The organism is Nocardia sp. NPDC004722 (assembly GCF_053601505.1).
This window is the reverse complement of sequence record NZ_JBSGBY010000430.1, coordinates 1-7,403: the sequence shown is the minus strand read 5'-3', so window position 1 is coordinate 7,403 and position 7,403 is coordinate 1. Positions and strand designations below refer to the sequence as shown.

General features: G+C 68.7%; 7 protein-coding genes. 5 read left to right on the top strand and 2 right to left on the bottom strand.

Annotation, left to right across the window (positions count from 1 at the left end; genetic code table 11):
* The 3 genes from ACWELQ_RS32170 to ACWELQ_RS32160 all read left to right on the top strand — a co-directional run.
* Positions 1-458: hypothetical protein (locus ACWELQ_RS32170; RefSeq protein ID WP_452400793.1), on the top strand; the 458-nt coding region annotated here is incomplete at its 5' end.
* 301 nt (positions 459-759) lie between these two features.
* The gene (locus tag ACWELQ_RS32165; protein WP_452400794.1) at positions 760-1,752 is read left to right on the top strand and encodes an alpha/beta hydrolase; all 993 of its coding nucleotides are present in this window, start codon (positions 760-762) and stop codon (positions 1,750-1,752) included.
* Between the two features lie 141 nt (positions 1,753-1,893).
* On the top strand, positions 1,894-3,144 hold the full coding sequence (locus tag ACWELQ_RS32160; protein WP_452400792.1) for an Nramp family divalent metal transporter: 1,251 nt from the start codon (positions 1,894-1,896) through the stop codon (positions 3,142-3,144).
* Between the two features lie 33 nt (positions 3,145-3,177).
* Here the strand turns inward: ACWELQ_RS32160 and ACWELQ_RS32155 are convergent, their stop codons facing one another.
* Entirely contained in the window at positions 3,178-3,972 is a 795-nt protein-coding gene (locus tag ACWELQ_RS32155; protein ID WP_452400791.1) for an enoyl-CoA hydratase-related protein, read from the bottom strand.
* Positions 3,973-4,099: 127 nt separating this feature from the next.
* Here ACWELQ_RS32155 and ACWELQ_RS32150 point away from each other — a divergent pair, with 127 nt between their 5' ends.
* Entirely contained in the window at positions 4,100-5,386 is a 1,287-nt protein-coding gene (locus tag ACWELQ_RS32150) for a TetR/AcrR family transcriptional regulator (RefSeq protein WP_452400790.1), read from the top strand.
* On the opposite strand, the gene ACWELQ_RS32145 is transcribed toward ACWELQ_RS32150, so the two are convergent.
* The gene (locus tag ACWELQ_RS32145; protein WP_452400789.1) at positions 5,342-6,769 is read right to left on the bottom strand and encodes an aldehyde dehydrogenase family protein; all 1,428 of its coding nucleotides are present in this window, start codon (positions 6,767-6,769) and stop codon (positions 5,342-5,344) included. The genes ACWELQ_RS32150 and ACWELQ_RS32145 overlap by 45 nt on opposite strands.
* Positions 6,770-7,131: 362 nt before the next feature.
* Here ACWELQ_RS32145 and ACWELQ_RS32140 point away from each other — a divergent pair.
* Positions 7,132-7,403: ATP-binding cassette domain-containing protein (locus tag ACWELQ_RS32140; protein WP_452400788.1), on the top strand; the 272-nt coding region annotated here is incomplete at its 3' end.

Below are 7,403 nucleotides of genomic sequence, written 5' to 3'. Positions count from 1 at the left end.
GCGACGGCGGCGATCCGGCCGGGCAGCGCACGGTCGGCGCGTTCAGCACCGCCTACCCGTTCCCGCTGCGGCTCGAGGGCGTCGACGTCGCCGAGGTGCGCGCCGGGGGCGCGGCCGCGGGCGCGGTCATCGAGCAGGTGCGCGACAGTGCCCGCGAGATCCCTTCGCGCGGCGTCGGTTTCGGGTTGCTGCGGCACCTGAACCCGGAGACCGCCGACGAGATCGCGGCACTGCCGGTGGGGCGCATCGGCTTCCGCTACCGCGATCTGCGCCCGGCGCGGGTCTATCCGGAGCCGGTCGCCGACGACCTGTACCTGGATGTCACCGTCGACACCAGTCAGGACGGGCTGGTCGCCCGCTTCGACTTCGTCGGCGCGGTGCTCGGCCTCGACCAGGTCAAGCAGCTCGTGGAGGGCTGGGTGCAGGCCCTGGGCGGGCTCGCCGAACACGGGCGCTGAGCCGGGTTGAAAAGCGTGCTGAGAAGGCTGGGAATGCGATAACGGAACGATTACGTGCGGCGGTCGGTGGGGGCCGCCGCGCGACCAAGTCGTAATATTGCGCGGTGTTGCGGCGATGAAATAGGCCGTACGGTCTGTCGGGGTCGGTACCACTGGAAACACCCAGGCCGCGGGGTCGCCGACCTCTGAATTCGACACGAGATGAAGGTGCAAAACATTGATTCGTCGACATGTCCGGAACGGAAGGCGCGGGGTGCGTGCCGCGGCCTTCCTCGCTGCCACAGCGGTTCTCACCGGTCTCATGACCGGAGTCGGCGGCGGCACCGCCTCCGCTGACCCGATCATCGACGGCAAGAAGCTGCTGGCCGACCCGGTCTCGGCGGACGGTTCGAAGATCACCAAGGCCGAGATGAAGGACGACCGGAACATCCGGCTCTACGTCTACTCCGCGGCCATGGGCGCCACCTACCCGGTCGACGTGCAGCGGCCCGCCGATGCCTCGGTCCCGCGCCCGACCCTGTACCTGCTCAATGGCGCCGGCGGCGGTCAGGACGACGCCTCCTGGGTCAAGAAGACCAATATCGTCAACGGCTTCCTCGGCGACAAGAACGTCAACGTGGTCCAGCCCATCGGCGGCAAATGGTCCTACTACCAGGACTGGGACAACGACGATCCGGTCCTCGGCCGCAACAAGTGGACCACCTTCTTCAGCCAGGAACTGCCCCCGCTGATCGACGCCGCGCTCGGCACCAACGGCGTCAACGCCATCGCGGGCATCTCCACCTCCGGCACCACCGTGCTCACCCTCGCCGAGGCCCAGCCGGACCTGTACAAGTCCGTCGCCGCCTACTCCGGCTGCGCGCAGATGGCCGACCCGCAGGGCCAGGAGTTCATGCGCCTGACCGTCGAAACCTGGGGCGGCGGCACGCTTTCCAACATGTACGGCCCGCCGGATTCGCCCGAGTGGGCCCAGCACGATCCGGTCATCAATGCCGAAAAGCTGCGTGGCATCAACCTTTACATCTCCTCCGGCAGCGGCCTGCCGGGCCAGTGGGACACCCTCAACGGCCCGTACACCCTGCCGGGCGCGTACGGGCTGGCCAACCAGATCATCGTCGGCGGCGTGATCGAGGCGGGCACCAACTACTGCAGCCACAACCTGGCCAACAAGCTGAACTCCCTCGGCATCCCGGCCACCTACAACTTCCGGGCCACCGGCACCCACTCGTGGGGCTACTGGAACGACGAGTTCATCAACTCGTGGCCGGTGCTCGCACAGGGCCTGGGCATCTAGCCCGTTCGCAGGACGTACGACAGCCCGGCACCGAAAGGTGCCGGGCTGTTTGCCGTTTTGGCCTTGTTTGCCGTTATGGCTATGGTCACAAGTTGGAAGGCAGGGCTAAACAAAAAGTTAGGGAACCCGTAAACTCACTCTGTGAGTACCGCAGTCACCGATCAGCGCAGCCCGTTCCAGCGAGCGCGATCGGTCGCGGTCCTACTCGGTCCCGCCTTCGTCGCGGCCATCGCCTATGTCGACCCCGGCAATGTCGCGTCCAATATCAGCGCGGGCGCACAGTACGGCTACCTGCTGGTGTGGGTCGTCGTCATGGCCAATGTGATGGCCGGGCTCGTTCAATTCCTATCCGCCAAGCTTGGACTCGTGACCGGCAGATCGCTACCGGAAATGGTGCGGGAGAGGGCGAGTCGCCCGGTCCGGATCGGCTACTGGGCACAGGCCGAAACCGTCGCGGTGGCCACCGATCTGGCCGAGGTGGTCGGCGGCGCCATCGCGCTCAACCTGCTGTTCGGGCTGCCGCTGCTGGCCGGCGGCGTCATCACCGGCGTCGTGTCGATGGGCCTGCTGCTGATCCAGAACCACCACGGGCAACAACCCTTCGAACGCGTGATCACCGGCCTGCTCGGCGTCATCGCCATCGGATTCCTTGCCTCGCTGTTCATCTCGCCACCCTCGGGCTCGGAAACCCTGGGGGGTCTGGTTCCCCGCTTCGACGGCTCGGGCAGCGTCCTGCTGGCGGCGGCCATGATCGGCGCGACCGTGATGCCGCACGTGGTGTACCTGCACTCGGGCATGGCCCGCGACCGGCACGGGCACCCGGAGGCGGGCGCGCCCCGAGATCGATTGCTGCGCATCACCCGCTACGACGTCGGCCTGGCCATGCTGCTGGCGGGCGCGGTGAACCTGGCCATGCTGCTCACCGCCGCGAGCACCCTGCGCGGCCGTGACGGCGTGGACACCATCGAGGGCGCGCACGCCGCGATCCGCGATGTGCTCGGTCCGGCGGCCGGGCTGCTGCTCGCGGTCGGACTGCTCGCTTCCGGGCTGGCCTCCACCTCGGTCGGGGCCTACGCGGGGGCCATGATCATGCAGGGCCTGCTGCACCGGCACATTCCGCTGGTAGTGCGCCGAGTGGTCACCCTGATCCCAGCGCTGGTGGTGCTGGCCGTCGGCGTGGATCCCACTCGCGCCCTGATCATTTCGCAGGTGGTGCTGTCGTTCGGCATTCCGTTCGCGCTCATTCCGCTGGTGCGCCTGACCAGCGACTCCGGGCTCATGGGCGACAACGTCAACCACCGCGTCACCACCGGCCTGGCCTGGCTCGTGGCGGCGGTCATCACGGCCCTGAACGTGGTGCTGATCTACCTGACCGCCACCGGAAAGGGCTGACGCGCCGGGCTATTCGGCGAAGACGGCCCTCCGTTATTCGGCGAAGACGGCCTTGCGCTTGCCCAGCATGGCGGCCGCGCCCTCGGCGAAATCGGCGGAGTCCAGCAGTTCGCACTGGCCGGACTTCTCGGCCGCCAGCACGGCGTCGAAGGAGGTCAGCGCGGCCGTGCCGAGGGCGGCCTTGGTGAGCTCGAGAGCGCGGCGCGGGCCGTGCGAGAGCTTGGCGATCGCCGCCTCGACCTTGGCGTCCAAATGCTCATCGGCGTAGACACCCGCGATCAGGCCGTGCTCCAACGCTTTCGCGGCCGGGAGCCGCTCACCGAGCAAGGCCATCTCGGCGGCCAGCGGCCGACCGGCGGCCGCGGCCACCAGCGCTGCCGCACCGCCGTCGGGCATGAGACCGATATTGATGAAGGCGAGCAGAAGGTAGGAATCCTCGGCCAGATAGGTCAGGTCGGCGGCCAGTGCGATGGCCACGCCGATGCCCGCGGCCGAACCCTTGACCCGGGCGATGACCGGGATCGGAGCGTCGACAATGGCTTTGACCATCGCGTTGGCCCCGTCCAGGATCATCTCGTTGGTGATGCCGCGTTCGGCGTACTCGTCCGCGGCCGAAAGATCCGCGCCCGTGCAGAAGTCGCGTCCCTCGCCCGTCAGTACGATGACCCGCACGGCCGGGTCGGCGGAGGCGGCCCGCACGGTGTCGCCGAGGCCCACCATGGTGTCGTAGCTGACGGCGTTCTTGCGCTTGGGATTGGTGATGGTGATGCGCAGCACCCGCCCGTCCTGGATCGCGGTGTAACCCGTAGTGGTCGCGATATCGGTCATCGGGCGCTCCCAGATATATATGCGGCGGCAATGCCGCAGACTGTGTTCAACTTTGCGAATTGTGGTTAACTTAAGGTCGTTCGTCCGGCACTGTCAACAGCCGGAGACCCGGAGAAGGAGAAACTGTATGGTCGCCGATCGCAGCGAGGCCGCCCTCGCTTCCGCGCGACCGGACAGTCAATCCGCGGCAACCACGGCCGAGCCCGGGCCCCGCCGCCGGCCCAAGAACCGCAAGGCCCAAATCGCGCGGGTAGCGGCGCGAGCCTTCTCCGAACGCGGCTACCACCCGGTCGGCGTCGACGAGATCGCCGCCGAGGTCGGCATTTCCGGCCCGGCCCTCTACCGGCATTTCACCAATAAATACGCACTGCTGGTGGCGACCGCCGAAATGGGCGCGCAGCAATTGCTGGACGCCGCCAAGGCCGCCGACAATCCCGCGCTGGATCCGGAACCGCGACTCACCGCACTGTTCCGCGGCATCGCCGAGTACACCATCGACGTGCGCCGCGAGGGCGGGCTGTACCGGTGGGAACGCCGCTACCTCGAACGCGCCGACCGCGACCGCATCCGCGTCATCTACACCGAACTGCACGACACCGTCGCCGCCGCGATCGCGCCGCTGTATCCCGACGCCGACCCGGCCGACCTCCAGCTGCGGGCCGCCGCGGTATTGAGCGCCATCGGCTCGATCACCGCGCACCGCACGGCGCTGTCCACCACGCGGCTGATCAACCTCATCATCGAGATCTGCTGGGACATCCTGCGCTGCGACCTGCCGCCCGCCCCCGGACCGGTCACCGGCGACCCGATCGTGCGCGGCCTGCCCGTCATCGCCAAGCGGGAGCAGCTGCTCACCGAGGCCATTCGCATCTTCGGGCGGCAGGGCTACCACGAGGCCAGCATCGAGGAGATCGGCGCGGCCGCGGGCATCAACGCCTCCAGCGTCTACCGCTACTTCGCCAGCAAGGCCGACCTGCTCGCCGCGGCCCTGCACCGCACCGCCGAACGGGTCGCCATCGCCAACAACGAGGCCCTTGCCGAGGCCACCAGCCGCGCCGACGCCGCGGTGCGCATCGCAGACCGCTTCGCCCGCATGACCTTCGCCATGCCCGAGATCCTGCCGGTCTACTTCGCCGAATTCCCCAATCTGCCTGCCTCCGAACAACATCGGCTGCGGTCGGTGCAGCGGCAGAACGTGCTGGAATGGGCCAACCTGCTCGACGGCGACCAGATCGAGGCCCGCTTCCGGGTGCACGCCGCCATCGCCCAGGTCGCCGATGTCGGCCGCCGCCTCCGCTTCGACGGACGGCCGGAGAACATGGCGCGGGTCAGCGCGGTGATGCGGGCGGTGCTGCTGGGCGTGCCGGACTCACACCCGGTGCCGCAGCCGGAACAGGGCCCGGGCGACGCGTAACCGGCGCGGGTGCTTGTCGAAGGTGCCCGAAGTGATCTGATCCGGCGGGTGCTTCTCGGTGATGGTCTGCGCACGGGTGAATTCGCGCAGCGTCTGCGGATCGCGAATCCGGCCGGGGCCGTTCACGCCGTAGACCGGGGTCGAATTGACGGTGATCAGCTCACTGCGCAGCCGGGCCGCGAACTCCGGGACACTGCGCACGTCGCGCGTGAAAACCGCTACCGTGGGCGGTTTCTCGGCGGCGTTGACCCGCTCGGCCGCCTCGTCCATGGAGGCCACCCGCTGCACCACCAGCATCGGGCCCGCGGCCACGCCGGTGATCGCGGTGCTCACGTCAGGCACCTCGGTGAGCACGATCGGCTCGATATAGGGCTCGCGAATGGACTCCAGGCCGCCGACCACCGGCCGCCCGCCGCGGGTGATGGCATCGCGCACCTGGCGGCGCACCACCTCGATCTGGGAGTCCAGGATCATCGGGCCGTAGGCGGCGCGGCGGTCCGCGCCCGGACGCAGTCGCCGGGCCTGGCCCGCGACCAGTTCCAGGAACGGTTCGTACACCGAGTCGGCCACGTACACGCAGCGCACACCCGCGGGCTGCTGACCGGAGTTGGCCATCGCGCCGTACACCGCGGCCGCGGCGGCGGTGTCGAGCTTGGCGTCGACCTGCACCACCATCGCCCCGCGTCCACCCCGCTCGACGATCAGGGGAGTGGACGACTGCGCGGCCAGCGTGGCGATCTCCCGGGCGCCCGCACCCGATCCGGCGTAGGCCAGCTTGTCCAGCCGGGTCCGGCACAGGGCCGCGGCGGTCGCGCTGTCACCCGTGACCACCTGCAGCACAGGCTGATTCGGGGCCAGCTGATTCCAGGTGTCGGCCAGCCACGCGCCCACGCCCGGAGTCAGCTCGCTGGGTTTGAACACCACGGCATTACCGGCCGCCATCGCCCCGGCGATCGAATTCATCGGGGTGAGAACGGGATTGTGCCAGGGGCCCAGCACGCCGACCACGCCCAGCGGCAGGTGACCGACGGTGCCGGTGCGTTCGCGGCGCAGCGAGGCGCGCAGCCGGGTGGTACGGCCCAGCGTCCGCTCGGCATGGCGCGCAACCCAATCCAGATGCTCGACGGCCAGGGTCACCTCGATGGCGGCGTCCAGGCGTGGCTTGCCGGTCTCGCTCGAGATCAGCTCGACCAGCTCGCGGGTGCCGCGGGCCAGGGCGCGTTTCCAATCCAGCAGCCAGCGTTTGCGCGCGTCGAATCCCAGTGCCGCCCACCATTGTTCGGCGCTGCGCGCCGAGCGGACGGTGCGGGTCAGCTCGCCCGCGCCCATGCTGGCGTATTCGCCGACGACCTCCCCGGTACGCGGATCGTACGATGTGAGCACCTTGGATCGGCCCGCGCCGGCGCGCCCAGTTGCCGGCTGCGCCGACTCGGCCATGGTCAACCTCTCGTGGCCTGTGAATGTCTCTCCCCGCCAAGGCCAGACTATGGTTCGAGTCGCAGATGCGACAAGGTAGCGAAATCACCGCATACCGTCCGGTCTGCGCCTGGATCAGCGGCTATTCGGGGACCTACCAGTTTGTGACCAAGCACACAGTTTGCCGATAGCTGCTTCGGCAAAGAAACGGCCGCACTTCGGATGCGCCGGTAACATCACGCCCGGCGGTACGGATCATCCCGAAGGGGATGGGGACCCGCCGCACGGGGATACATCGTTCAGCCCGTACAGCCAATAGTGGAGAGTTGATGCCCAGCGTGGACAAACCGGATTCCGTAGCACCCGACGACCCGGCCGTTTTCGTCGAAGACATCCGTAAGTCCTTCGGTGACGTGCACGCGCTGCAAGGGGTCAGCTTCACCGCCGCCCGCGGCCAGGTGCTCGGCATTCTCGGCCCCAACGGTGCGGGCAAGACCACCACGGTCAAGATCCTGTCCACCCTGCTGCGCCCCGACTCCGGCACCGCCCGCATCGCCGGGCACGACGTCCGCGCCGATCCGGCCGCCGTCCGCCGGTCCAT